Annotated in this window: 20 protein-coding genes and 1 other annotated feature; of the genes, 15 read left to right on the forward strand and 5 right to left on the reverse strand. The window is 43.7% G+C overall.

The window, feature by feature from the left end:
• Window positions 1–191 precede the first annotated feature (191 nt).
• Complete coding sequence (trmB, locus tag MHI25_RS06690; protein ID WP_036679523.1) at window positions 192–908, forward strand: tRNA (guanosine(46)-N7)-methyltransferase TrmB; 717 nt, start codon at window positions 192–194, stop codon at window positions 906–908.
• Between the two features lie 92 nt (window positions 909–1,000).
• Here the strand turns inward: trmB and MHI25_RS06695 are convergent, their stop codons facing one another.
• Window positions 1,001–2,116: a glycosyltransferase gene (locus MHI25_RS06695; protein ID WP_076128064.1), complete on the reverse strand. Its 1,116-nt coding sequence runs from the start codon at window positions 2,114–2,116 to the stop codon at window positions 1,001–1,003.
• A gap of 51 nt (window positions 2,117–2,167) precedes the next feature.
• The gene (locus MHI25_RS06700) at window positions 2,168–2,695 is read right to left on the reverse strand and encodes a phosphatase PAP2 family protein (protein WP_076128062.1); all 528 of its coding nucleotides are present in this window, start codon (window positions 2,693–2,695) and stop codon (window positions 2,168–2,170) included.
• A gap of 404 nt (window positions 2,696–3,099) precedes the next feature.
• Here MHI25_RS06700 and MHI25_RS06705 point away from each other — a divergent pair, with 404 nt between their 5' ends.
• The 4 genes from MHI25_RS06705 (at window position 3,100) to rplT (ending at window position 5,768) form a co-directional block, all read left to right on the forward strand.
• On the forward strand, window positions 3,100–4,338 hold the full coding sequence (locus MHI25_RS06705) for a glycosyltransferase family 2 protein (protein ID WP_036679513.1): 1,239 nt from the start codon (window positions 3,100–3,102) through the stop codon (window positions 4,336–4,338).
• A gap of 78 nt (window positions 4,339–4,416) precedes the next feature.
• Window positions 4,417–4,561, forward strand: a sequence feature (ribosomal protein L20 leader region).
• A gap of 57 nt (window positions 4,562–4,618) precedes the next feature.
• Complete coding sequence (gene infC, locus MHI25_RS06710) at window positions 4,619–5,116, forward strand: translation initiation factor IF-3 (protein ID WP_036679510.1); 498 nt, start codon at window positions 4,619–4,621, stop codon at window positions 5,114–5,116.
• A 60-nt stretch (window positions 5,117–5,176) separates the two neighbouring features.
• Window positions 5,177–5,377 carry a 50S ribosomal protein L35 gene (gene rpmI / locus MHI25_RS06715; RefSeq protein ID WP_036679507.1) on the forward strand — a complete coding sequence of 67 codons (201 nt, stop codon included), beginning with the start codon at window positions 5,177–5,179 and terminating at the stop codon, window positions 5,375–5,377.
• Window positions 5,378–5,408: 31 nt separating this feature from the next.
• Window positions 5,409–5,768 carry a 50S ribosomal protein L20 gene (rplT, locus tag MHI25_RS06720; RefSeq protein WP_036679505.1) on the forward strand — a complete coding sequence of 120 codons (360 nt, stop codon included), beginning with the start codon at window positions 5,409–5,411 and terminating at the stop codon, window positions 5,766–5,768.
• A 129-nt stretch (window positions 5,769–5,897) separates the two neighbouring features.
• Here rplT and MHI25_RS06725 read toward each other — a convergent pair whose 3' ends face one another.
• On the reverse strand, window positions 5,898–6,440 hold the full coding sequence (locus MHI25_RS06725) for an acyl-CoA thioesterase (protein ID WP_051491073.1): 543 nt from the start codon (window positions 6,438–6,440) through the stop codon (window positions 5,898–5,900).
• 309 nt (window positions 6,441–6,749) lie between these two features.
• On the opposite strand from MHI25_RS06725, the gene MHI25_RS06730 reads away from it, so the two are divergent.
• The 5 genes from MHI25_RS06730 (at window position 6,750) to MHI25_RS06750 (ending at window position 12,054) form a co-directional block, all read left to right on the forward strand.
• Window positions 6,750–7,799, forward strand: coding sequence for a BMP family ABC transporter substrate-binding protein (locus MHI25_RS06730; RefSeq protein WP_076107271.1), 1,050 nt, complete (start codon window positions 6,750–6,752; stop codon window positions 7,797–7,799).
• Window positions 7,800–7,978: 179 nt separating this feature from the next.
• Entirely contained in the window at window positions 7,979–9,517 is a 1,539-nt protein-coding gene (locus tag MHI25_RS06735) for an ABC transporter ATP-binding protein (RefSeq protein ID WP_076192998.1), read from the forward strand.
• Window positions 9,510–10,583, forward strand: coding sequence for an ABC transporter permease (locus tag MHI25_RS06740; protein WP_076107269.1), 1,074 nt, complete (start codon window positions 9,510–9,512; stop codon window positions 10,581–10,583). The genes MHI25_RS06735 and MHI25_RS06740 overlap by 8 nt, the downstream gene beginning before the upstream one ends.
• Window positions 10,584–11,540: an ABC transporter permease gene (locus MHI25_RS06745; RefSeq protein ID WP_036679496.1), complete on the forward strand. Its 957-nt coding sequence runs from the start codon at window positions 10,584–10,586 to the stop codon at window positions 11,538–11,540.
• A gap of 184 nt (window positions 11,541–11,724) precedes the next feature.
• Window positions 11,725–12,054, forward strand: coding sequence for a hypothetical protein (locus MHI25_RS06750; protein ID WP_076128060.1), 330 nt, complete (start codon window positions 11,725–11,727; stop codon window positions 12,052–12,054).
• Between the two features lie 22 nt (window positions 12,055–12,076).
• Here MHI25_RS06750 and MHI25_RS06755 read toward each other — a convergent pair whose 3' ends face one another.
• Complete coding sequence (locus tag MHI25_RS06755) at window positions 12,077–12,523, reverse strand: GNAT family N-acetyltransferase (RefSeq protein WP_036679492.1); 447 nt, start codon at window positions 12,521–12,523, stop codon at window positions 12,077–12,079.
• A 591-nt stretch (window positions 12,524–13,114) separates the two neighbouring features.
• Here MHI25_RS06755 and ilvB point away from each other — a divergent pair.
• The 5 genes from ilvB (at window position 13,115) to MHI25_RS06780 (ending at window position 22,394) form a co-directional block, all read left to right on the forward strand.
• Window positions 13,115–14,857 (forward strand): biosynthetic-type acetolactate synthase large subunit, encoded by a 1,743-nt coding sequence (gene ilvB, locus MHI25_RS06760; protein ID WP_036679490.1) that lies wholly within the window; start codon window positions 13,115–13,117, stop codon window positions 14,855–14,857.
• Window positions 14,854–15,342 carry an acetolactate synthase small subunit gene (gene ilvN, locus MHI25_RS06765; RefSeq protein WP_170914191.1) on the forward strand — a complete coding sequence of 163 codons (489 nt, stop codon included), beginning with the start codon at window positions 14,854–14,856 and terminating at the stop codon, window positions 15,340–15,342. The genes ilvB and ilvN overlap by 4 nt, the downstream gene beginning before the upstream one ends.
• 177 nt (window positions 15,343–15,519) lie before the next feature.
• Window positions 15,520–16,512, forward strand: a complete 993-nt coding sequence (gene ilvC, locus MHI25_RS06770) for a ketol-acid reductoisomerase (RefSeq protein WP_036679485.1) — start codon at window positions 15,520–15,522, stop codon at window positions 16,510–16,512.
• Window positions 16,513–16,614: 102 nt separating this feature from the next.
• Complete coding sequence (locus MHI25_RS06775; protein WP_038569217.1) at window positions 16,615–18,156, forward strand: 2-isopropylmalate synthase; 1,542 nt, start codon at window positions 16,615–16,617, stop codon at window positions 18,154–18,156.
• A gap of 287 nt (window positions 18,157–18,443) precedes the next feature.
• The gene (locus MHI25_RS06780; RefSeq protein ID WP_340395147.1) at window positions 18,444–22,394 is read left to right on the forward strand and encodes a collagen binding domain-containing protein; all 3,951 of its coding nucleotides are present in this window, start codon (window positions 18,444–18,446) and stop codon (window positions 22,392–22,394) included.
• A gap of 67 nt (window positions 22,395–22,461) precedes the next feature.
• On the opposite strand, the gene MHI25_RS06785 is transcribed toward MHI25_RS06780, so the two are convergent.
• Window positions 22,462–23,607, reverse strand: coding sequence for a response regulator (locus MHI25_RS06785; protein WP_076302180.1), 1,146 nt, complete (start codon window positions 23,605–23,607; stop codon window positions 22,462–22,464).
• Window positions 23,608–23,618 lie beyond the last annotated feature (11 nt).

Genomic DNA, 23,618 nt, shown 5'->3' on the forward strand with positions numbered 1-23,618 from the left:
GATTTGCCAGACAAGAACGAAATCTATTCCAATATACAACAACGAAGGAATTCCTCTGAACAGCTCATTTAAGAGCTGAACCAGAGAATTCCTTTTTCTTTTTTTACCGCAATCCCTTTACTTTTTGGGACAATTTCGGCACAATATTGCAAGTGACAGTTATCGTATAAGAGATAATCGGAGGAATACCTATGCGTTTACGCGGAAGAAAAGGAATACGTGAAAGTTTGGAAGAACAGACGGATTTAGTCATTCTAGATCCTCGGAGTTATAAAGGTGAGTGGTCCAAGCTGTTCGGTAACGATCATCCGATCCATGTGGAGTTCGGAATGGGCAAAGGACAGTTTATCAGCCAAATGAGCTTTAAATATCCTGATATTAACTTTATCGGAGTGGATATGTATGATGAGCTGATCCGCCGTGCTGGAGATAAGGCTAGAGCAGTATGGGAGCCGGCAGGACATGAAACACCGCCTAACCTGAAATTGGCACTTGCAAATATCGATTATGCTGAGGAAGTATTTGCTCCGGGAGAGCTTGAGCGGATTTATCTTAATTTCAGCGATCCGTGGCCTAAAAGCAAGCATGCCCGGCGTCGTTTGACACATCCACGTTTTCTTGACAAATATCGCGGTTTGCTTAGCGATCTAGGTGAAATTCATCTAAAAACAGATTCCCGCAGTCTTTTTGAGTTCTCATTAAATGCCTTTGCGGACTTTGGCTTGCAGATGAAAAATATTTCTTTGGACCTACATGCAGATGGCATCATCAACGAGGATCATATCATGACAGAATATGAGACGAAATTTGTCGGACGTGGCGTGAATATCCATCGTTGCGAGGCAATTGTAGGTGCAGAAGCACTCAAACAGTATCAGGCTACCCGATTGGATAAATATCGGCTGTAGTTACAAAGCACTGCTTCAAATGGCATGCTTCAATAATAAAGCGGCAACTCTCCAAGTAAAGTAGTTTGGAGGCTGCCGCTTTTTTAAATTAATTATTCCAATAATTCAATGATACTCTGAGCACATTGTAAAGGATGGTAGCGCGCAATTTCTTCAAGATGAAGTTTGCGCTTGTTTTGCACATCCTCATAGTTGTTTAAGAGGCGCTCCATCCACATTTCGACAACCTCTAAAGATTCGATGGGTTCTCCGAAGCCGGCTGCAGTAAAGTAGCGGCAATTCTCCTCCTCCTGCCCGGGAAGAGGGTGATGGAAGAGCATCGGAATACCTTTTGCAAGCCCTTCACTGCAGGTCATTCCTCCCGGTTTTGTAACCAGCAGATCGGACACCTCCATCAGCTTGTGGATTTCACGCGTAAAGCCGAGTAAGGAAATATTAGGATGATTATAATGCGGGTCTTCTTTCATTTCCTTTAGCAGCTGTTCGTTATTGCCGAGACAGAAAACAATCTGAATCTTGTCACGCCATTCCGCCAGACAAGCGTTTACGACTTGGTCGTTCATGATTCCCCAGCCGCCGCCCATGACAAGAACGGTTGGCATCTCCCGCAGATTGAATTGCTCTCGAATCTCCTGCTTTCCGGGATGCTTCCAAAAATTAGGGTGTATCGGTATACCTGTTACCTGAATTTTCGTGGCAGGAATATTTCGGCTGCGCAATTTGGATTTAACCTCAGGTGTTGAAACCAGGTAAAGGTCTACCTCTGGGCTAATCCAGGTTGCATGCGCATCATAATCCGTTATGACGGTGACGAGCGGCACATTTAGGGTAGGATCCAATCTCTTTAGGCGGGACACTACAGCACCTGGAATAAAATGTGTGCAGACAATTACGTCGGGTTTCAGTTGTCTCACAATATTTTTGGCATGCGTATAAAATATACGATGCAAGGCAAGCGTGGTAAGACGATTGAATGATTTCTGGTGACGGTAGACATAACCCATCAATTTTGGCTGTGTCGTTACCGTCTTTCGGTAAGCAGACAGAATAATAGGTGCCATCTTGGGGTTTAAAAAATTTCCAAGTTCTAGCACCTTCGTTTGTAAATTAGGCGATAATTGGCGCAGACTGCTCGACAACGCATAAGCTGCTTGTGTATGTCCGGCGCCAAAACCTTCCGAGAGTATTAAGATTCTTTTTTTACGCAATGTTGATTCACCTATTCTCAAGGGTTTTCCCGGTTATTAACAATAAATGCTTTACATCCATAAGGCTATAGTACCAGCTGCTACGCAGGAACCGATCACTGCGCCAGCTATAACATCTGATGGATAATGCAATCCAAGATAAATACGAGAAAATCCGACAATACAAGCTAGCGGCAGCAGAATAACGGTCAAAGCAGGAAACGCCAGCATATAAGGGACCGTAGAAGCAAAGATAGCTGTAGTATGACCAGATGGAAAAGAATGATCCTTTAATGGATTACGAAAAGTATTGGTTTCCGGTAACGCCAGATAAGGACGCATACGCGGGTACAGTTTTTTGGCGATAGCTACGGGTATATGGCTGACAGCTAGTGCTGTTAAGGCTTGTAAACCTGTAGTTCTCCAAGGCTCAGGAGCTAATACCCATACCAGTATATTGATAACAATCGTGCTAGTAGCTCCACCCAAATGAGTAAGGTAAAAGAGCCAAAAGTTCAAAAAACGATTATGCATTCGTCCGTTGATCCACTTAAAAAGATGCCGCTCCCAGAGATGTAGTTTCATGAATAAATGTCTCATATCTAATTCCCTCCGCTAGTCCGGCTACCGTTAACAGATGTTAATGCAGTAATCCGTTCTATAGCTTAGATCTGTCTTAATCATACTTTTTAAAGGTAGTTCATTTCAAGGAAAAGCTCAGGTTTACACGAAATTTGCCAGTTTTGACTTAGAGCACTATTACGCTTTACAATGATTCAAGCAGACTAAACCTGTTTAAAAGGGTAAGAGATAAATAAGGATTCAAAAAAAGGAATCCATAGAATTCTTTTAAACAGCATATATAAAAATTGTGAAGTCTGCCGAGAATAAGAATACTCTTGGTCTATTGTTAAGGGATGCAACAAAAGGGTCAGAAAGAACGTCAAGCAAGCTAGAGAGAAAAAAAGAACACCAAGAGTGAAAAAAGGGGGCATCAAAAGGTCATGACAGACGCACTGTTTGTTACGCTCCAAGTGATCTTGGCAGCAATCGCAGTCTATCAGTTTACGTTTTCATTATTCGGACTGCACAGGAAAAAGAAAAAAACGCAGTATAAGCCGGAAAAATCTTTTGCCGTACTTGTTGCCGCACATAACGAGGAAGAAGTTGTCGGCGCATTAATGGAGAATCTGAAGCAGCTTAATTATCCATCAGAACTGTACGATGTATTTGTAATTTGTGACAATTGTACAGACGGTACAGCTCGCATCGTTAGAGAACACGGCATGAACGCTTGTGTCCGCACCAATGCAAATCTGAGAGGTAAAGGCTACGCAATAGAATGGATGCTTAAAGAGCTGTGGGCTATGCCGCGGCAATATGATGCTGTTGTCATGTTCGATGCTGATAACTTGGCGCATACTGAGTTCCTGATGGAGATGAATAATGATCTTTGTTCAGGTGCACGGGTAATCCAAGGTTATATCGACACCAAGAATCCAGAGGATTCCTGGATTACAGCTGCTTATGGTATTTCGTACTGGTATATTAACCGTTTGTGGCAACTTTCACGCCATAATTTAAATATGGCTAACTTCCTTGGCGGAACCGGAATGTGTTTTGAGACCACACTTCTTAAAGAAATGGGCTGGGGAGCTACAAGTTTGGTCGAGGACTTGGAGTTTACGATGCGTAGTGCAGCACATGGTGTATATCCTAAGTTCAATTATGATGCAAAGGTATTTGATGAGAAGCCGTTAACCTTCAAGGCCTCCTCAAGACAGCGTCTGCGTTGGATGCAGGGGCACTTCACTGTTGCTCGCCGTTATTTTTTCCCATTGCTTTGGCAAAGTATTAAAGAACGCAGCTTAACGAAGTTTGACCTCGCGCTTTATGGAGCGAATGTATATATTGTATTGCTCACTTTTTTAATGACGGCGGTAATGTGGGTGGATATGGCGTTCTTTAACGGACCGAATATCGCTAACATTTACGGCAGCTTGCCGATCTGGCTCAGCTTCCTGGCTATTGGCGCCAATCTGGTGACTTTTGGTATTGCGATGGCATTAGAGAAGGTTACGTTCAAGAAAGTATATGCTTATCTTGTATTCTTCCCGATCTACTTGATCTCGTGGTATCCGATTACGTTCTATGCGTTCTTCACGCAGAACAATAAGCAATGGAGCCATACCAAGCATACTCGCGTAGTACGACTTGAAGAAGTACAAAGTAAGCAGGTATAAAATTCACGAAATTTCTGCATAAAAGGATTGACACCCCAAATAGTGTGGTGTATAGTATTCAAGTACGCAAATCATAGGGATTGCAAGAAGAAGCACCTGCTTCTCACCTGACTGGCATATTCGCCGGCTGGTTTTGATCTCAATGCTTTATGAATGTTAATGTTCATGAACGTTGATCAAACACGGGGTGTCGGGTGTTACCGGCACCCCTTTTTTATGGAGTTACGTGAGAATAGTTGTTAAAAAGATCCGGAGGTGGAGAGTTATCAGTAAGGAACATATGATCAATGATGAAATTCGGGCCAAAGAGGTACGGTTGGTTGGTGCGGAAGGTGAGCAAATCGGAATTAAACCGATCCGCGAAGCGCTGCAAATGGCGATCGATCTTAATCTGGATCTAGTCAATGTAGCACCACAGGCTAAGCCGCCGGTATGCCGCATCATGGATTACGGCAAGTTCCGTTATGAAACGCAGAAGAAAGAGAAGGAAGCGCGTAAAAACCAGAAGGTCGTTGATATCAAGGAAGTCTGGTTCCGTGCTAACATTGAGGAACATGATTATCAAACTAAGTTCCGCAATGTGATCAAGTTCTTGGGTGAGGGCGATAAAGTGAAGTGCTCCGTACGTTTCCGCGGACGTGAGATTACACACGCGAATATCGGCCAAAAAATCCTCGAACGAGTGAAGAACGAAGTGGCTGATATATCTGTTGTTGAGCGCCAGCCAAAGCTGGAAGGCCGCAGCATGATTATGATTTTGGCTCCTAAAGCTCAATAAATCTGGAGTCACTTGCTTATCTGCAATTTGGCGCCGCATAATATTCAAGGAGGAAACACCATGCCTAAGATGAAAACACACAGCAGCCTGAAAGGCCGCTTCAAAATTACCGGAACTGGTAAAGTAACACGTTACAAAGCTCACAAAAACCACTTGCTGTCCCACAAATCTAAACGCGCTAAGCGCGTTCTGAACGGAAATCCAGTAATGGCCCCTGGGGATGTAAGACGTTTGAAACAAGGATTGGCTAACTTGAAATAGTTTATTACACATTTTTGGGAGGTTTATTAATATGGCAAGAGTTAAGGGCGGATTTGTAGTTCGTCGTAAACATAAAAAAGTGTTGAAATTGGCAAAAGGTTATTTCGGTTCTAAACACCGTATTTTTAAAACAGCTAAAGAACAAGTAATGAAATCGATGGTTTACGCTTACCGCGACCGTCGTCAAACTAAACGTAACTTCCGCAGACTGTGGATCGTTCGTATTAATGCAGCAGCTCGTTTGAACGGTCTTTCTTACAGCAAGCTTGTATACGGCCTGAAATTGGCTGGTGTAGAAGTTAACCGTAAAATGCTGGCTGATCTGGCTGTGAATGATCTTAACGCATTCAACTCCTTGGCTGGTATTGCTAAAGAGAAAATCAACGCGTAAGTGTTGTAATATAACCGAAAAGCACCGCCTGCGGGTTGCCCATGCAGCGGTGCTTTTTTGTGCGGTAAGATAGGGATGAAGCAGCATTGACATTCCCTACATAAAAGAAAAAGCTCTGCATCTGCAGAGCTATTCCCAGTACTTTATGGTGTTTAATTGAGCGGCGAGTTTTTTGCTGATATTGCGGCGAACTTTTCGTAGCTCGGAACGTTCATTAGCAGATTCGTTGATCAGCTTCTCTTCGTCTGTCTCTGGGATGATAGCTGGGACCGGAGTAGGTGTGCCATCCTCTTCGACTGCGACAAAGGTTAGGAATGAAGTAGCAGCGACAGCGCGCTCTCCAGTATATAGATTTTCTGAAATGATCTTCACAAACACCTCTATGCTTGTCCGTCCGGTCCAGGAGACGAAGGATTCAAAGCATACGGAGTCCGTAGGGCGAATGGGTCTCAAGAAGTCTACAGAGTCTGTAGAGGCTGTGACGACGTTAGTTCGACAATGGCGCATAGCTGAAATGGAGGCTACTTCATCAATGCCGCTCATAAGCTTGCCACCGAATAATGTTTTGTGATTATTGACATCATTAGGGAAAACGCGTCCGGTTTTGAAGACACGGGATTCACGGCAATATTTGAAGGCCGGTGTTGTTTGTGGATTTATTTCTTCGGTCATGATCTGATAACTTCCTTTCAGTGCAATTACTAAGGAATCATAATAATAGAAAACACTTAAGTGTGCAATAATATTTGTAATGTGTTGGAATACTATACAGAGTAAAATCAGGGTTTCTGACATTAACCAGACATAACTGTAACATGCTATGTCATGGAAAGCGGTTACTTGCTAAAAAGTGCAAATTATTATTGACCTGAGGTCATTTATGCACTGGATTTTAGATTTTATTGCAGTTATAATTTGAACTAATGGAATGTCCAAGCAGAACACAGAAGACATCCAATATTTTAAGGGGGATTACATTCAATGAAAAAAGGTTTAAAGCTATCTCTTGCAATGTTGCTGTCTCTTACAGTCGTTTTGACAGGCTGTGGAAACAACAATAACAACGCCGCTAAAGGTGAAACTAATGCAGGAACCAATGCAGGAACAAACGCACCTAAATCCGATTTCAAATTTGGTATGGTTACTGACATTGGTGGCGTAAACGATAAATCGTTTAACCAATCCGCATGGGAAGCATTGCAAGCTCTTGAAAAAGAAACAGGTAGTGGCGTTAAGTACTTGCAAAGTAAATCAAATGCTGACTATGAGCCAAACCTTAACTCCTTCGTTAAAGATGGATACAACTTGACTTGGGGTATTGGTTTTGATCTTGGCGACGCAATTAAAAAAGTAGCTACTGAGAACCCAAATGCTAACTTGGCTATCATTGATAGCGTAGTTGAAGCTCCTAACGTAGCTTCCGTTACTTTCTCCGAAAATGAAGGTTCCTTCTTGGTTGGTGTGGTTGCTGGTCTGACTACAAAAACTAACAAAGTTGCATTCATCGGTGGTCTGGAAAGCCCTGTAATCAAACGTTTTGAAGCTGGCTTTAAAGCTGGTGTAGCAGCAGTTAACCCTTCAGCTAAAGTAACACCTACTTATGCTGGTGGTTATGACAAACCAGACGTTGGTAAATCTCTTGCGGCTACATTGTATAACGACGGAAACGACATTATCTTCCCTGCTGCTGGACAAACAGGAAATGGCGTATTCAACGAAGCTAAAGCTCGTAACAAAGCAGGCGGTACTAAAGTATGGGTTATTGGTGTAGATAAAGACCAATCCATCGAGTTTGGTACTGACGTTACTTTGACTTCCATGATCAAACGTGTAGACGAAGCTGTTCTTAAAGTTTCTAAAGAAGTAATTGACGGTACGTTCAAGGGTGGTACTACAACCGTTCTTGGTCTGAAAGATAATGGTGTAGGTATTTCTGATACTAAGGACAACGTTTCTGAAGAGATCCTGGCTAAAGTTGAAGAATACAAAAAACAAATCATTGATGGAACAATCACTGTTCCTTCCGAGTAATAGTTAGTCTCCATTTATTGCATTACAATAAGGATCAAAGAATAAGGCCGGTGTTGTGCTGGCCTTATTCCTTGTTAAAGCACTGGTTATGATAAGAGGAACATAGATATACCGCCTTACAAAGGGCGGTACATCCGTGTCTATAAGGTAGTTATATATTCTGTGATGAGGGTGATTCCATGAGTGCTGCGGCTCCTGTCGTAGAGTTGAAGCAAATCACAAAACGCTTTCCCGGTATTGTTGCTAACGATTCCATTAGCTTGACGCTTAAAAAGGGTGAAATCCTTGCATTGCTTGGTGAGAATGGTGCAGGCAAGTCCACTTTAATGAACATTGTATTTGGATTGTATCAACCGGATGAAGGCAGTATTGAAATCGACGGGAAACCGGTTATTATTGATAACCCCAATAAAGCTATTGAGCTTGGTATTGGTATGGTTCATCAGCATTTCAAGCTTGTGGAGCCTTTTACGGTGACCGAGAATATTGTTCTTGGGATGGAGCCGAAAAAAGGTCTTAAAATTGACTATAAATCCGCTGCGGAACAGGTTCGGAAGCTATCGGAGCAATATGGCCTGCAAGTGAATCCAAATGCCGTTATTCATGACATTTCGGTAGGTATGCAGCAAAGGGTAGAAATTATGAAGACCCTGTACCGTGGAGCGGATATTCTCATATTTGATGAGCCGACCGCAGTACTTACGCCTCAAGAAATTACGGAACTCATGGCGATTATGAAGCGGCTTGTTGCAGAGGGAAAATCCATTATTTTGATCACGCATAAGCTTAAAGAAATCATGCAAATATCTGATCGGGTCACCATTATTAGACGTGGGAAAGTAATTGATACTGTGAATACCGCGGAGACCAATCCTAATGAGCTAGCTGAAAAAATGGTTGGGCGTGGCGTAACTTTCAAAGTGGACAAGAAGGTTCCTGAGGTTGGCCAATCTGTACTCAAACTGAAGGATGTCAGCAGTAAGAGTAAAGATGGGGTCTCCGTACTGGATGGTCTTAGCTTTGAAGTAAAAGCAGGGGAAATTCTCGGGATTGCTGGCGTAGATGGTAATGGACAAAGTGAGTTGATCCAGGCCATTACAGGTCTGCGCAAAATTGATTCGGGTTCGATAACCGTGTCTGGCAATGAAATTGCTAATTTATCACCGCGGAAGGTTTCAGAGATGAATGTCTCTCATATTCCTGAGGACCGCCACAAGCATGGGTTAGTGCTTGATTTCACCATGAGTGAGAATATGGTTTTGGAAACCTATTATAAGAGTCCTTACAACAAAAATGGCTTTTTGCAAAATGATGTCATTGATAAGTACGCAGCGAAGCTTATAGAGCAATTTGATGTACGTACACCTTCAATAGAGACCAAAGCACGTTCTTTATCCGGCGGAAATCAACAGAAAGCGATTATTGCGCGGGAAATAGATAAAAATCCGACATTGTTAATTGCCGCACAACCTACACGCGGTCTAGATGTTGGGGCTATTGAATTTGTTCAGAAGCAACTCATAGCTCAGCGTGATCAAGGAAAGGCTGTTCTACTTATTTCCTTTGAATTGGACGAGATTATGAACGTCTCTGACAGAATCGCTGTTATCTATGAAGGGAAAATTGTCGGTGAAGTGTTCCCGCAAGATACGAATGATCAGGAACTGGGTCTTATGATGGCAGGCAGCTTGCAGCGGGGAGGTAAGGCAGTTGAATAAGTTCAAAAAAATCTTCACAACTGACAGCTACATCGTTCCTCTGGTTGCCATCGTGCTTGGTTTTCTTGTGGGAGCAATAGTTATGCTTCTGGGCGGTTATGATCCGATAACTGCTTACTCCGCACTGTTCAAACGTGTGTTTGGTAATTTGTATAACTTTGGTGAAGCTGTGCGCGAAATGACACCATTAATGCTTACAGGGCTAGCCGTAGCTTTCGCATTCCGTTCAGGGATGTTTAATATCGGGGCAGATGGCCAAGTAATGATTGGTATGACAGCGGCAACAGTGGTGGGTATTAAGATGGCAGGTCTGCCATCCTTCCTGCTTGTCCCGCTTGCTGTAATTATTGCGGGTGTCTGCGGTGGTTTATGGGCAGGGATTGCCGGTTATTTGAAAGCAAAACGTGGGATTAACGAAGTTATTACCACAATCATGTTAAACTGGATTGCTCTTTACCTGTCGAATTATATCGTTAGAAACTTTTTGTTGCTTCCAGGACAAAATCGTTCCGAGGATATTCCGGCCTCGCTTTCCATGACCTTTTTGAATTCGATATTTGATAATGCACGTCTACACTGGGGTACAGCTATTGCTCTTGCTGCAGCGGTATTCTTCTATGTGTACTTATGGAAGACCAAGCAGGGCTACGAAATGCGTGCAGTTGGTTACAATCCACATGCTGCCGAATATGCAGGGATGAATGTTGGACGTAACGTTATGAAGGCAATGTTCATAAGTGGTGTATTCGCCGGTCTGGCCGGAGCAGGAGAGGTGCTTGGTGTATTCCATTATCAAGCTATTTTCGCGGCATCGCCAGGATATGGATTTGATGGTATCGCTGTTGCTCTTCTTGGTTTAACACATCCACTTGGTGTTATTCTGGCTGCGATTCTCTACGGTACGCTGACTTATGGTTCTGCGGGTATGAGTTTTGCTGCAGATGTTCCACCAGAGCTTATTCGTATCGTTATTGGTTCAATCATATTCTTTATTGCGGCACAAGGGATTGTGCGCTGGGTGCTTAAGCCCTTTTACTTCAAGCGCAAGAAAGAGAAGGTGTTATAGATGGATCTGCAGACGTTAGGTCAACTGCTTAATACAACGCTTGTTTTTTCCACAGCGCTCATTTTTGCCTCACTTGGCGGCATCTTCTCTGAACGTTCCGGTGTCGTAAACATTGGACTTGAAGGTTTGATGATGTTTGGTGCCTTTGCGGCAGCAGTAGGCGGTTATTATGCTCAGGACGCTGGAATGGGCGAATGGGCTCCTTGGGTTGGTGTACTCTGTGCTATAGCTGTTGGTGTGCTAGGCTCACTAATTCATGCGGTTGCATCTATAACCTTTAAATCTGATCAGACGATTAGTGGTACGGTTATTAACTTTTTAGCTGCAGGAAGCACGCTCTATATGGTAAAGCTCCTGTTTGATGGATCTGCTGAAACTCCGATCATTGATGGGTTTAGCAAGGTTGCAATTCCTGGGCTCTCCAAAATCCCAGTGATTGGTGAAGGGATTTTTAATTCCTATCCTACAACTTATCTGGCCATAATACTGGTCATCGTTATTTATTTGGTTCTGTTTAAGACGCCATTTGGATTGCGTTTGCGTGCAGTAGGTGAGCATCCAAGTGCTGCAGATACACTGGGTGTAAAAGTTAATCGGATGAGATATATCGGTGTAATGTTGAGTGGATTGATGGCGGGTATTGGTGGAGCTACAATCACTTTAACAACAACCGGAACCTTTGGACATAATACAATCTCTGGTCAAGGTTTTATCGCCATTGCAGCGATGATCTTTGGGAAATGGAATCCACTTGGTGCCTTTGGTGCAGCGGTATTCTTCGGATTTTCCCAAGCGATCCGCAACTATGTTCAATTGTATGAGTGGTCACAAAATATTCCTCAAGAGTTTATCTTTATGATCCCTTATGTACTGACTATCATCGTGCTGGTAGGGGCTGTAGGCCGATCCTCTGCTCCTAAGGCATTAGGACAGCCATACGATCCTGGTAAGCGATAGAAATGTAACTTTTCAAAGCCGTATTTCCGGTCTTTTCCCGGAAATACGGCTTTTTTATTAGGATCAGCAAGGATAAACATTGAGGCAGGAGGGCAAGTGTACAGGCGAAGGTCCTTTCCATCGAATAGACTGTTTTGTAGATGATGCAAATGAGAGGCGTACAAAACATTTAGGAGGGGATCATATGACTAAGCCAGTTACGAAGAAGCAGGTTATGAGACTCGTAGGTAAGCAGATCATTGCAGTAAAAAAGGACGGTACTCAGGTGACAGGGAAACTGCTTCGTGTATCCGGAAATCGTCTGATATTACAACGCGTAAGTGGTAAAAAAGTACAAACCAAAGCAATCATTCCTTTAGTGTTGTTTGATTTGCTAGCTATTGGTACAGCACCTTATGCTTTTGGTGGTGGCTATGGCGGTGGAGCGCCTTATGGCGGAGGTCCTGGCTATGGTAATCCTTATGGAGGTTACGGGTACGGAGGCACACCCTATCCACCTTTCGGATTCTTTTAAGTTCAGTTGAAATTCGATTTAACTAGATGAACCTTTTCTCCAATTCGTAACAGAAGCTTAGGGATTGATAACGGGCTACGCTGTAGCCCAATTTTTGATAAAAGGCAAGAGCTGCTGTGTTTCCTAAATCGACGGATACCTTAGCCCGATGACATCCGCGTGATAGTGCAAATCGTTCTGCTCGATCCATGAGCATATTCCCCAAGTGTTTGCGCCGTGCTGCGGGTGCTATGGCTAACATATCGATATAAAGTAAATCACCATGCAGCAGGAAATGGACAAACCCCATTGGATCACTCTCATAGTCGGGACAGGCGACTAAGGTGATACCGTGTCCCAGACGACGGGGGATATCTTTTTTGATTTTGGCAATTTCAGTCTTTGGTAAATGAGATAATGGTACAAGCTGTCGCTCGATTAAATCAAGGATAATGACGTCATCCTGCTTGGGTCGACGATAACGGATCATAGAGCGCCCCCTTTCTACGCATTGTCGTACATCATATGTCGGGAGCGTGGTGGGGGTTCCCAGCACGTAGAAGTAGGAGTTGTGACAATATTAAAAATAAGGGTATTGACTTATCCATGTTAGGAATCATATAATGTGTCTAAACATTTTATCGAACATACATGTATCGGCAATGATGAGGACGAAGTTTTAAGGGCTCTTTTGCTCAGAGAGTGTGAGGATCTGCTGCAACCTCCACCGAAATCCCTTATATACGAGCTCACCTCGGAGCTGTTTTCCTGAAAGGTCCACTGGCTAGAGTGGTGGAATTATTAGGGAAAATCGTTTAGTCCGCGTTAGGGACTTCAGGTTACAGAGATTAGGGCCCTTGCCTACATCGATGGATTTTTGTATACCTGATAAGGCGTTGCATCGCGAGATGTAATGCAAACATGGGTGGTACCACGGAAGATCAACCTTTCGTCCCTCACGCGCTAATACTGTGCGTGGGAGGCGAAAGGTTTTTTTGTTTTATAAGGAACCATTTGCTGATGTATAAAGGACGGTCCGTCATTTGCATAATGAATGTTAAATATCGGAGGAGGAATACTGATGAGCGCGCAAATACCGGAATTACGGTCTACTGAGCAGTTAAAAGAAAAATGGATGGAGCCGGAGGTCATTTCCGGTTCCGAGATATTACTCCGCAGCCTTGTATTAGAAGGTGTAGACACTGTATTCGGATATCCGGGTGGAGCTGTACTGTACATCTATGATGCATTGTACGGTTTTACGGATTTCAATCACGTGTTAACACGTCATGAGCAAGGTGCTATTCATGCAGCTGACGGTTACGCTAGAGCAAGTGGCAAACCAGGGGTATGTATAGCTACCTCAGGTCCCGGAGCAACGAATCTTGTAACAGGTATTGCTACAGCATATATGGACTCCACTCCATTGGTTGTAATCACAGGTAACGTATTCTCCAGCCTGATCGGTACAGATGCTTTCCAGGAAGCAGACATTACCGGGATAACGATGCCAATCACTAAGCATAGCTACTTTGTAAGAGATGTTGAGGATCTCCCCCGTGTTATACATGAAGCTTTTCATGTGGCGAATACCGGTCGTAAAGGTCCAGTGTTGATCGATATTCCGAAAGACGTATCAGCAGCGAAGACGTTGTTCACACCAGTGAAAACAGTGAATCTTCGGGGCTACAATCCTTGTACAGTTCCAAACAAACTGCAGCTTGATAAATTGGTTCGTGCGATTGCGGTTGCTGAACGTCCGATCATCATTGCAGGTGGTGGAGTTATTTACTCCGGAGCACATGAAGCTATGTTCGAATTCGTGAAACGGACAGAGATTCCAATTACTACAACCTTGCTGGGTCTCGGAGCTTTCCCTAGTGCAGAAGAACTTTGGATGGGAATGCCGGGTATGCATGGTACGTATACCGCGAATAATGCGATCCAACAGTGCGATTTGCTCATTAATATCGGTGCACGTTTTGATGACCGTGTTACTGGCAGACTGGACGGCTTCGCGCCAAAAGCCAAAATCGTGCATATCGATATCGATCCTGCAGAAATCGGGAAAAATGTATCGCCTGATATTCCGATTGTAGGCGATGTGAAAACGGTATTGGAAATGCTGAATCCTGAGGTTGGCCGCGCATCTAATGCTGATGCTTGGAGAACACAGATTGCTCAGTGGAAGCTAGATCAGCCGCTTCGGTATAAGGATTCAGAAACAGAGCTTAAACCACAATGGGTGATTGAAATGATCAATGACACCACTAAAGGTGAAGCGATTGTTACAACGGATGTTGGTCAGCATCAAATGTGGGCTGCACAATACTATAAGTTCAATCATCCGCGTTCATGGATTACTTCAGGCGGTCTTGGAACGATGGGCTTCGGATTCCCGTCAGCTATCGGTGCACAGATGGCACATCCTGAACGGTTGGTAGTATCGATTAATGGTGATGGCGGCATGCAAATGTGTTCCCAAGAGCTAGCGATATGTGCGATTAACAATATACCAGTCAAAATTGTAGTAATTAACAATCAGGTGCTTGGCATGGTTCGCCAATGGCAGAATCTTATCTATGATAAACGTTACAGCTTTACAGACCTCGCAGGCAGTCCGGACTTCGTTAAGCTGGCTGAGGCCTATGGTGTAAAAGGTCTACGGGCGACGAATAAGGAAGAAGCACGTGATGCATGGCAGAAAGCACTGGAAACACCGGGTCCAGTATTGGTAGAATTCGTTGTTCCAAAAGACGAGAATGTCTACCCGATGGTAACTCAAGGTTCAACCATCGATCATATGCTGATGGGGGATGAATAACAGTGACAAGACATACGATTTCTGTACTCGTAAATGACCAGCCGGGTGTGCTTCAACGGGTGTCGGGTTTGTTCGGTCGCCGCGGATTTAATATTGAGAGTATAACGGTTGGCCAGTCTGAAGAGGTTGGATTGTCCCGGATGGTTATCGTTACTCTTGGAGACCAGCATACGCTTGAACAAATCGAGAAGCAGCTCTACAAGTTAATTGATGTAATTAAAGTCGTTGATCTTGGATCTAAGCCCATGGTTGCTCGTGAGCTGGCTCTGATTAAAGTGAATGCCGATCCAAGTGAGCGTCCGGAAATTATGGGCGTTGTAGAAACCTTCCGGGCTTCAGTTGTTGATATTGGCAGCACTACATTGTTAGTACAGGTAGTTGGAGATACAGTGAAGATTGATGCGATGATCGAGCTTTTGAAACCTTATGGAATCAGAGAGCTGTCTCGCACGGGTATTACGGCTATGGTACGCGGTAACTCTTAAATAGTTTATTTTGCGACTTTAACGGATTACTGCTTGATTGCATTAATCTGATATGATATGAATGAACTTCCCGCTAAAGAGCGGGAGCTTGAGGAGCAGCTAGATCTTCTATGATTCCAGTTCTCTTGAAGCACCCGCTCTTTATGATGGGTCTCAAATTAAAGGAGGATATTGACAATGGCAGTTACAACGTACTATGAACAGGATGCAGAACTTAGTGTATTAAAAGGAAAGACAATTGCGGTAATCGGGTACGGTAGCCAAGGACATGCCCAAGCACAAAACCTGCGTGACAGTGGTCTTCAAGTTGTCATCGGTCTTCGTGAAGGTAAATCTTTTGAAACTGCGAAAAATGACGGTTTTGAAGTATTGCCAGTAGCTGAAGCAGTATCCCGTGCAGATGTTGTGCAAATCCTAATGCCAGATGAAACACAGGCTTCGGTATATAAAAATGAAGTAGAACCAAACCTTAAAAAAGGCGCAGCTTTGATGTTCTCCCACGGCTTTAACGTACACTTTGGACAAATCGTTGCTCCTAAAGATGCAGACGTGCTGCTTGTAGCACCAAAATCTCCAGGTCACATGGTTCGTCGTACTTATGTTGAAGGCTTTGGCGTTCCTGGCTTGATTGCTATCGAACAAGATGCAACTGGAAAAGCTAAAGAAATCGGTCTTGCTTATGCAAAAGGTATCGGCTGTACACGCGCAGGGGTTATCGAAACTTCCTTCCGTGAAGAAACCGAAACTGACTTGTTCGGTGAACAAGCTGTACTTTGCGGTGGTGTATCCGCACTGATCAAAGCTGGCTTCGAAACATTGACAGAAGCAGGATATGCTCCTGAGATGGCTTACTTCGAATGTCTGCACGAATTGAAGCTGATCGTTGACATGGTATACGAAGGCGGATTGTCCAGCATGCGCGATTCTATCAGTAACACTGCTGAGTACGGTGACTATGTAACTGGACCACGTATTGTAACTGAAGATACTAAAAAAGCTATGAAAGCTGTTCTGACAGATATTCAAGAAGGTAAATTCGCTCGTGACTTTATCCTTGAGAACCAATCCGGACGTGCTTTCCTTACCGCTACTCGCCGCAACGAAGCTGCTCACCCAGTAGAAGTTGTAGGTAGCCAATTGCGTGAAATGATGCACTGGATTAAGAAATAATCATAATCATACTTATGATTAAATAGTATTACCTTCAAATGCGGCCGTGACTTTGCGAGCCGCATTTGAGAGTTTCAGCACAATTTTTGGGAGGTGCTTAGCATGCGGAAAATTTATGTGTTCGATACGACACTGCGAGATGGAGAGCAGTCACCAGGTGTGAACCTCAACACGCGTGAGAAAGTGGAGATCGCTTACCAGTTAGAGAAGCTGGGAATTGATCGCATGGAAGCGGGTTTTCCTGCAGCTTCTCCAGGTGATCTAGCTTCTGTTAATGCGGTGGCAAGAGCTGTGAAGAACGTCACGGTAATCGGCCTTTCTCGTTCTAGAGAGACAGATATTGATGCTGTAAAAGAAGCACTACAGGGAGCGCAGGACCCTTGTATTCATATTTTTCTGGCTACATCTCCTATTCACCGCCAGCATAAGCTACGGATGGATAAGGCTCAGGTGCTGGAAACTGCACAGTCTGCTATCCGATACGCTAAAAAATATTTCCCTAAGCTCGAGTTTTCATTAGAAGACGCGGGCCGTACGGAGTATGATTTCATGGCTGAAATGGTCGGCATGGCTATCCGGGAAGGCGCTAATGTTGTTAATATCCCGGATACTGTAGGTTATTTGAATCCTTCGGAGTACGGAGCTATCTTTAAATATCTAAAAGAGAATGTGCCTGATATTGAACGCGTACAGCTTAGTGCCCATTGTCATAACGATCTTGGTATGGCTACAGCAAATACGTTGGCTGCGATTCAGAATGGTGCAGATCAGATCGAAGGAACGATCAACGGTATCGGTGAACGTGCCGGGAACACAGCGATTGAAGAAGTTGCGCTAGCGCTTGAGACACGGGCTGAATTTTTTGGTGCAAAAACATCGCTTACGTTATCTGAGATCTCTCGCACAAGCCGTCTGGTCAGCAAGCTTACAGGTATGGTGGTTCCAGGGAATAAAGCGATTGTAGGAGCTAACGCATTTGCTCATGAATCGGGTATTCACCAGGACGGGATGCTAAAAGAGAAAACTACCTACGAGATCATGACACCGGAGACTATTGGACTTAAAGAGAGCAAGCTGGTACTCGGCAAACACTCTGGACGGCACGCTTTCCGCGATAAGTTGAGTGATCTTGGGTATGATTTGTCCGAAGAAGAGCTGAACACCGCTTTTTCTAGATTTAAGGATTTGGCAGATAAGAAAAAAGAAGTATCAGATGAAGACATTTTGGCTTTGATTGAAGAGAAATTAATTGATACGCCAGAAGTCTTTAAGCTGCAAACGATGTTCGTTACTTATGGTAATGAAGCTGTTCCAACCGCCAAGGTTATTATTGCGGGTCCGGAAGACCAGCCGATTGTAGCTGAGGCCGAAGGTAATGGTTCAGTAGATGCCATCTACAATGCTATTGATAAAGCCACGAATGAGGAAGTTACCCTTGGAGATTATTCGATTAAATCGGTCTCCCGTGGTAAAGATGCGCAGGGTGAGGTTCATGTGGTGCTTTCGCAGGGAGAAGTAGCTGCACAAGGCCGTGGACTTAGCACCGATATTCTAGAAGCAAGTGCCCGCGCTTATATTGATGCGCTGAACAAGCTTCTGGAGAAGCGTAAGACTTACACCAAACGTGATCACGCTAGTCTATAAGATGTACAATGTTATTTTTATTTTCCACTAAGTAGTAAATACGACAGGGATATGCGAGTTATTGCGCATATCCCTGTTTTTTTTTGCAATAAAAAGATCTCCAAGACTGCAATAGGACGCTGTTCAGATTATGTATAGATGGACTATTTACAATAGTTGTTAGGTTGCAAATTTATATCATGAGAAAGAGTCAAGGAGGTTAATGCGGGGGAGTAGAGTACGGGATTCAAAGGATAAAGCTTAGGAAAAGCACGATAAACAGAGTGACAAAGGAGGCATTTTTAATAATGTTATCAAAAAAGAAAATTAGCGCATTGCTCGTAGTATTCTTGCTTGTGACGCAATGGGCTTACAGCTTTGGCTTTGGAGTCAATTCGCAGGCATATGCGAGTGGCAACGGTACTGTAATTGGAGATGACCTCATTACTAGTGTTACGCTTGCTGTATACACCGATGATAAATACACAAATACGGTTACAGAAAGCGTATATGAACTTGATTCCTATTCGGAATTGAACTATACATGGTCACTTCCAGATGGGCATGGATATAAGGATGGGTCCACCTATACCTTTGATCTTCCAACACAGTTTGAACTTTATAACGATCTGAATGGTGATCTTATTTTTGACGATGAGCCTGTAGGGACTTATACCGTCGACAAAAATACTAACCGCGTTGTATTTACATTTAATGCTTATATCGAAACTCACGATAAAGTGGGAGGGACTTTCTCCGTAAGGTCGCTTTTGAGCTCCAAGAAAATTACAGGCTCCACGAAGCAAACCCTGATTTTCCCGATACAAGGCGGTACTCAGACCATTGAGCTTAATTTTAAGCCGAAGGTTAGCTCTACTATAGAAAAAGACGGTTCGCCTAAGCCGCAGTATTATAATCCAACAAGCATCGCTTGGACGGTTGATGTGAATAAGGCACTGGAAAGCGTAAAAAATGCAGTTGTCACCGACACACTCCCTGCGGGATTATCACTGAATACGGTATCTATTGCTGTTTATGAGCTTGATGTGAAGGTCGATGGGACTGTGAGTCTTGGCAATCTAGTGGACAGCAGCAAGTATGATGTGACAGGATCCACTTTGGGAGAGTTAAAGCTGAAATTTGCGGATAACCCGCTTACTAAGGCTTACCGGATTGGCTTCTCTACGGATATTACTGGTACTGGTGTAGATGCGAAAACCTTTTTGAATGAGGCAGTCTTAACAGGAGATAACGGATTTTCTAAAAAGGCTAGCACTACAGTTACAGTAGGACGTGGCAAACCACTATCGAAAGAGTCCATCAATTACGATGCAGCGAATCAGGTGATTTCCTGGGCTGTTAATTTCAATTACAATGAAAAAACAATTTTAGCGGCAAATGCTATTTTGAAGGATACATTCAATAACACCCAAGATCTAATTCTCAGCTCGGTTAAAGTTTATCCTGTAACGATCGACAGTAATGGCAACGGGGTTAAAAGCGCGGAAATCGCTTCAAGCGAATATACAATAACTCCAACAACTGCAACGGGATTAAATGGTTTTGATCTGAAATTTAACAATGATATAAATTCTGCCTACCGTATTGAATATCAGACAAAGGCAAATGGCAGAGTATTTGATGATGGCAAGATTACGAACAAAGTTACTTATGATGGAAAAACAGAAACGGGTTACAGTGATATCAAGCAGCAAATTCTCCATAAATATTATAGCAACGTTAATTATGCGACTAAGACCCTTGATTGGACTATCCAAATTAACGACGACAGCAAGACTATGGAAAATTTAGTGGTGACGGACACTTTTGGCAATGCCGGATTAAAGCTTGTTCCGGGTACATTAAAGGTTCAACCAACTAAAGGCGGAACTGCTACCGTCCATAGTGTTGTTTACAATGCGCATGATCCGGTTGCAGTAAACGATGGATTTGTGATTACTTTTAATGCGCCGATAAATGAGCCTTACACAATTACTTATACAACAAGCTTTAACTATGATTGGCTGGCTCCGGGCAAAACTCAATTCACTAATACAGGTGCACTCGATTGGAAAGAAACGGTTAATGGGGTGCAGGAGTCTAAGCATAAAGAAGCGACCGTAACCTTTAATCCAAGAGATGAGGTTAAAAACAATGGGAAGAAGAGTGGTTCCTACAATGCTGTAACTAAGGAAATCACTTGGAACATTGGGGCTAATTATAATCAGAAAACGTTAAACCAAGCTCAACTGGTTGATACCATTTCAGCTGGCCAAGTTGTAAATATGGATTCTGTGAAAGTGAATAAATGGGAGTATGGAAAGGATGGAAATCCTTCTCCTCAAGCTAGTGTGAATTCCGCGGACTATAAAGTGGAGCTGGATGGCAGTGAGCTGAAGGTGACATTTAATAAAACGATTAATTATGCGTTCTACGTCACTTTCAAAACAACGTTCGCGGATCAAGCGATTGATTCAAATGAAATTAAAAATACAGCTACGTTATATGACGGTGCGAAAGTAGAGTCCGCTAAACTGCAAGCTTCTGTTAATATCCCTCAGGGCGGGGAATACGTTAACAAAGAAGGTGCGCAGGATGGAAATAAAATACATTGGACGGTTTACATCAACCGTAACCAATCTTTTGTAAAAGAAGCGGTAATTACGGATATTCCAAGCGACAATCAAATCCTGCTGTCCAATACATTCCATGTCTACAAAACGAAAGTTGCAAGCAATGGGGATGTAACATCGACCAACCAAGAATTGGTGAGTGGTACAGATTATAAGCTGGAAATCACTACGGATAATGACGGAAAAGAAAGCTTTAAGCTTAGTTTCCTGAAGGATATTTCCGAAGCTTATATTTTGAAATATGACTCCCTGATCACAGCACAAAACAATGATAAGGTAACCAATAAGGTTAGTTTCGATGGTAAAAACATCAAGGTAGTTCCAGGTGTAAGCACCGAGGAAATTATCGTTAAGCTCTCTAGCGGCTCCGGCACAGGAAGCGGCGTAAGAGGACCGTTGACGATTACCAAAGTAGAAGACGGGAATACGAGTAAGGTGTTAAGTGGGGCCGTTTTTGATCTGTATCGGGTAGTTGATGCCGATAAGATCTGGATTAAGGAAGGCACTACGGATACAAACGGGATACTTGAATTTACCAAACTGACAGGTGGGAAATATATATTAATTGAGAAAACAGCGCCTGCTGGTTATGTTCTTGATCAAACACCACATGAAGTGACTATTTCTTCGACGACAGGGATAAGCCTTGAGGTAAAAAACAAAGTTCCGACACCAACAGCAACGCCTATACCGACTGTAACGCCCGCACCAACGGTAACACCAACGCCAGCGCCAACAGCAACACCAACGTCGACACCGACAGCAACACCAACGTCGACGCCGACAGCAACACCAACGTCGACGCCGACAGCAACACCAACGTCGACGCCAACAGCAACACCAACGTCGACACCGACAGCAACACCAACGTCGACGCCGACAGCAACACCAACGTCGACGCCGACAGCAACACCAACGTCGACGCCGACAGCAACACCAACGTCGACGCCAACAGCAACACCAACATCGACACCAACAGCAACACCAACGTCGACGCCAACAGCAACACCAACGTCGACGCCAGAGGAACCGACAGGTCCTATCTGGACACCATCACCGACACCGGAAGTAGTCGTTACTTCTACACCAACAGCAACACCAGTTGTGGTGGCAACACCTTCGCCAACACCGATGGTAACGCCAGTGTCGACGGCAACGCCAACGGTTACGCCAACAGCTACTCCAAGCCAGCCTGTGGCAACTAGTACGCCTGTTGTTCCGCAGGTAACCCCACCTGTGCAGAAAGAGATTACCAATGAAGATGTTCCTATTGAAGGTGAAATTCCACTTGGGGGAGTGCCAAGCTTGGGAGATGAGCCGGGACATGGTAAAGTGACTATTACTAAGGATGGCAAATGGGTCTACACACCTGATCCGGGCTATATTGGTAAAGATAAGTTCACCATTATTGTTACAGATGAGAATGGAAATGAAGAAGAAATCCTCATAGAGATTGATGTGGAGGAAGTACCAAAGGGTACAGTTACTGAGCCGGGAAATAACAGCAATAAACCGACTCAGCTTCCGAAAACAGGAGAAGACAGCGCGTTTCCGATCTACTTGGCTGGTGGAAGTCTGGTGCTTTTAGGGTTTGTATTAACAAGACGATTCAAACGTAATAACTAGGAAGGTAATAATAAAGACACCCGGTTTTATCCGGGTGTCTTTATTATGTCTTGATAGGGTATTTAGCTCATCGCACTCTATGGTTAAGCTGTTCCCATTGCTCGTACCAGTGCTCAACGCTGGCTGGAAGATTAATGTTAAGCTCCTGATGGAATAAACCCTTTAGCAGCTTGTATTGCTCTTCCACAGCGGAACGTTCTCCAATGCTGTCGTAGACCTTCATTAATCCTAAATGCCCTTGTTCAAAATAAGGCTGTAACTGCACTACTCGTTGATAGACAGTAACGGCCTCGGCAATTCTGTTGCTTTCTATATAAAATTGGGCTATGCCCATTGCATGGTGCAACCAAATGGTACGAAGACGTTGCCGCTCACTTTCAGCCCATAAATAATCATAATCGTCATAGTAATCTCCAGAATAAAGCTCGAATAAAACTTGATGCTCCGCACAATTAACTTCACTGATGGTTTCCAGAGCCAGGATACCCTGTTCCCACTTATCTACATCAATCAACATTGATCCGGTTTCAAGGGTATAGCCTTCCCCCCCGCTAAGGTTGCTGATATGCAGGTCGACTTCATTCTGCTTTAAGCATTGCCGGACTTGATAAATTGTTGTATAGAGATGGGTAGAGGCCTTTTTCAGATTGAAGTCTGGCCACAGCAGTTCAATCAGCATGTCTTTACTTACGAAGCGGTTGCGATTATGGAGCAAAAAGGCAAATAACTCTTGGGCCTTAGAGGTTCTCCAACGCAGATTATTCAGAGATTGTCCGCCTCGTTCAAAACGAAGCGATTGAAGACAACGAATGGTTACCTCTTCTTTTGCAATTATGAGTTTTGGTGCAAGTGACAATCTTTCTTCTAACCGCTGGACAGCTTTCAATAGTCGGTCATTTCGCACAGGCTTCAAAATATAATCGAGCGCATTGATCTCAAAAGCCTCCACAGCATAATGGTTATACGCGGTAACGAAGATAATATTTGCATTTGGACAGGCCTCTTGGAGCATCTCCGCAGCTTGAAGACCATTAATTTCAGGCATTTCAATATCAATAAAAATAACGTCAGGATGATAAGACGGAGCCTCTTGAATGGCCTGTGAGGGGTCCGTATAGGAAGCGGCTATATGTAAAGATGGTATTTTTTTTAACATAAACTCTAATTTCACAAGGGCAAGCCGTTCATCGTCAACTAATATTGCCTGAATCATTATTAATCACC

This window comes from Paenibacillus sp. FSL E2-0177, from assembly GCF_037992975.1.
Lineage (GTDB): Bacteria > Bacillota > Bacilli > Paenibacillales > Paenibacillaceae > Paenibacillus_AQ > Paenibacillus_AQ odorifer.

Bases quoted from the DNA above. Each gene is read 5' to 3' on its own strand.
- MHI25_RS06725 (WP_051491073.1), bottom strand. From the start codon at position 6,440: ATGACCGAAGAAATAAATCCACAAACAACACCGGCCTTCAAATATTGC.
- MHI25_RS06775 (WP_038569217.1), top strand. From the start codon at position 16,615: ATGCGGAAAATTTATGTGTTCGATACGACACTGCGAGATGGAGAGCAG.
- rpmI (WP_036679507.1), top strand. From the start codon at position 5,177: ATGCCTAAGATGAAAACACACAGCAGCCTGAAAGGCCGCTTCAAAATT.
- MHI25_RS06705 (WP_036679513.1), top strand. From the start codon at position 3,100: ATGACAGACGCACTGTTTGTTACGCTCCAAGTGATCTTGGCAGCAATC.
- ilvB (WP_036679490.1), top strand. From the start codon at position 13,115: ATGAGCGCGCAAATACCGGAATTACGGTCTACTGAGCAGTTAAAAGAA.
- infC (WP_036679510.1), top strand. From the start codon at position 4,619: ATGATCAATGATGAAATTCGGGCCAAAGAGGTACGGTTGGTTGGTGCG.
- MHI25_RS06785 (WP_076302180.1), bottom strand. From the start codon at position 23,607: ATGATTCAGGCAATATTAGTTGACGATGAACGGCTTGCCCTTGTGAAA.
- MHI25_RS06750 (WP_076128060.1), top strand. From the start codon at position 11,725: ATGACTAAGCCAGTTACGAAGAAGCAGGTTATGAGACTCGTAGGTAAG.
- MHI25_RS06780 (WP_340395147.1), top strand. From the start codon at position 18,444: ATGTTATCAAAAAAGAAAATTAGCGCATTGCTCGTAGTATTCTTGCTT.
- MHI25_RS06755 (WP_036679492.1), bottom strand. From the start codon at position 12,523: ATGATCCGTTATCGTCGACCCAAGCAGGATGACGTCATTATCCTTGAT.
- rplT (WP_036679505.1), top strand. From the start codon at position 5,409: ATGGCAAGAGTTAAGGGCGGATTTGTAGTTCGTCGTAAACATAAAAAA.
- MHI25_RS06735 (WP_076192998.1), top strand. From the start codon at position 7,979: ATGAGTGCTGCGGCTCCTGTCGTAGAGTTGAAGCAAATCACAAAACGC.
- ilvC (WP_036679485.1), top strand. From the start codon at position 15,520: ATGGCAGTTACAACGTACTATGAACAGGATGCAGAACTTAGTGTATTA.
- MHI25_RS06745 (WP_036679496.1), top strand. From the start codon at position 10,584: ATGGATCTGCAGACGTTAGGTCAACTGCTTAATACAACGCTTGTTTTT.
- MHI25_RS06700 (WP_076128062.1), bottom strand. From the start codon at position 2,695: ATGAGACATTTATTCATGAAACTACATCTCTGGGAGCGGCATCTTTTT.
- MHI25_RS06730 (WP_076107271.1), top strand. From the start codon at position 6,750: ATGAAAAAAGGTTTAAAGCTATCTCTTGCAATGTTGCTGTCTCTTACA.
- trmB (WP_036679523.1), top strand. From the start codon at position 192: ATGCGTTTACGCGGAAGAAAAGGAATACGTGAAAGTTTGGAAGAACAG.